Source organism: Kitasatospora sp. NPDC023120 (assembly GCF_055560835.1).
Genome location: NZ_JBVHHY010000100.1, coordinates 1 through 2,201, shown reverse-complemented (window position 1 = coordinate 2,201; position 2,201 = coordinate 1). Strand labels below are relative to the sequence as shown.

At 74.7% G+C, this 2,201-nt stretch carries 1 protein-coding gene and 1 pseudogene; one reads left to right on the top strand and one right to left on the bottom strand.

The features are described from left to right. A pseudogene (locus tag ACZ3TI_RS40870) lies at nt 1-419 on the bottom strand (collagen-like protein); the annotation flags it as partial. Nucleotides 420-461: 42 nt separating this feature from the next. Between ACZ3TI_RS40870 and ACZ3TI_RS40865 the strand changes: the two are divergent. Next, nucleotides 462-2,201, top strand: a 1,740-nt coding sequence (locus tag ACZ3TI_RS40865) for a hypothetical protein (protein WP_465735652.1), incomplete at its 3' end; no start/stop codon positions are given.

Here is a 2,201-nt window from a genome sequence, read left to right as displayed (position 1 = left end):
CCCTGGTCGCCCTGGCTCCCCTGAGCACCGGTGTTCCCCTGGTTGCCCTGGCTGCCGGTACCACCCTGCGCGCCCTGGGCCCCCGAACCACCCTGACTCCCCTGCGAACCCGCCACCCCCTGGAAACCCTGCGAACCCGCCACGCCCTGGAAGCCCTGGGTGCCCTGCGCCCCAGTATCGCCCTGAGAGCCCTGCGTACCGGCGGTGCCCTGATTCCCTTGGGCGCCGGTGCCGCCTTGGGCGCCCTGCGCGCCAGTGCCGCCCTGGCTGCCCTGCGAGCCGGTGCTGCCCTGGCTGCCCTGCGCACCCGTGCCGCCCTGGAAGCCCTGCGCCCCGGTGGCGCCCTGGCTGCCGGTGTCGCCCTGGCTGCCCTGGGAACCGCCGCTGCCCTGGCTGCCCTGCGTACCCTGGCTGCCCATGCCGCCTTGGAAGCCCTGCGTGCCAGTGCTGCCCTGGGCGCCTTGACTGCCCTGGACCCCCTGTGGACCGGCGCCGCCCTGGAACCCCTGGAACCCCTGGCTGCCCTGGCCACCCTGCGCCCCGCTGTCACCCTGCGAGCCCTGACTGCCGGTACCACCCTGCGTGCCCTGGGCGCCCGTACTGCCCTGGAAGCCCTGCGCCCCGGCGCTCCCCTGAGCGCCCTGGGCGCCGGTCTCGCCTTGGAAACCCTGAGTGCCCTGGACACCGGCGCCGCCCTGGCTACCCTGCGCACCCGCAACACCCTGGCTGCCCTCGGTGCCCTGAGCCCCGGTGCCACCCTGGAAACCCTGGGTGCCGCTGATTCCCTGGTCGCCCTGCGCACCCTGCGTACCGGTGCTGCCCTGATTCCCTTGGGCGCCGGTGCTGCCCTGCGAGCCCTGACTACCGGTGCCACCCTGCGTGCCCTGGGCGCCCGTACTGCCCTGGAAGCCCTGCGCCCCGGCGCTCCCCTGAGCGCCCTGAGCACCGGTCACACCCTGGACACCCTGGCCGCCCTGAGAACCGGTGCCGCCCTGGTTGCCCTGCACGCCCTGGCTGCCGACGCCGCCTTGGACGCCCTGTGCGCCCTGGGCACCCTGCGCGCCGGTGCTGCCCTGGGCGCCGGCGACGCCTTGCGCGCCCACGCTGCCGACGCCGCCCTGACTACCCTGCGCCCCGGTATTCCCCTGCGCGCCTTGCACGCCGCTAACGCCCTGGAAGCCCTGCGCCCCGGCGGTCCCCTGAGTGCCCTGGGTGCCGCTCTCACCCTGGAAGCCCTGGCTGCCCTGGGTGCCGGAACCGCCCTGACTGCCCTGAACGCCCATAGCGCCCTGCGCGCCCTGACTGCCCTGTGCCCCGGTTCCGCCCTGAGTGCCCTGGACGCCGGCGGTTCCCTGGCCGCCCTGCGTTCCCTGGGCGCCAGTGCTGCCCTGGAACCCCTGAACGCCCTGATCGCCCTGGCTGCCTTGGGCACCCGTGCCGCCCTGAAAGCCTTGGCTGCCGGTACCGCCCTGCGCGCCCTGCACGCCCTGCGTGCCCTGGACACCGACGCTGCCCTGACTGCCCTGCGCGCCGGTGATTCCCTGGTCGCCCTGCGCACCCTGGGCGCCCGTGCCGCCCTGAGAGCCCTGGCTGCCCTGGTCACCCTGGCTCCCCTGCGCACCCGCGCCACCCTGAAAGCCCTGGCTGCCGATAGCACCCTGCGCACCCTGCGCGCCCTGAGGGCCCGCGCTGCCCTGGCTCCCCTGCGAGCCGGTCGTGCCTTGAAAGCCCTGGGTGCCCTGTTCGCCCTGGCTGCCCTGCACGCCTGCGCCGCCCTGAAAGCCCTGCGCACCGGTACCACCTTGAGCACCCTGGCTGCCGGGGTCGCCTTGGGCGCCTTGAGCACCGGTGCCGCCCTGGCTGCCCTGCGCGCCGGCGGTCCCCTGGTTGCCCGCCGTTCCCTGGGCGCCAGTGCCGCCCTGGGTCCCCTGCGCGCCGCTGATGCCCTGCGGTCCTTGGGCACCGGCACTGCCCTGGAAACCCTGAACGCCCTGATCGCCCTGGCTGCCTTGCGCGCCCGTGCCGCCCTGGAAGCCCTGCGCACCGGTACCACCCTGCGCGCCTTGGGTGCCGGTGCTGCCCTGGTTCCCCTGCGCACCCTGGGTTCCGGTGCCTCCCTGGAAACCTTGAAAACCTTGCGCGCCCTGGTCGCCCTGGCTGCCCTGCGCACCCGTGCCACCCTGACTGCCCTGAGCACCGGT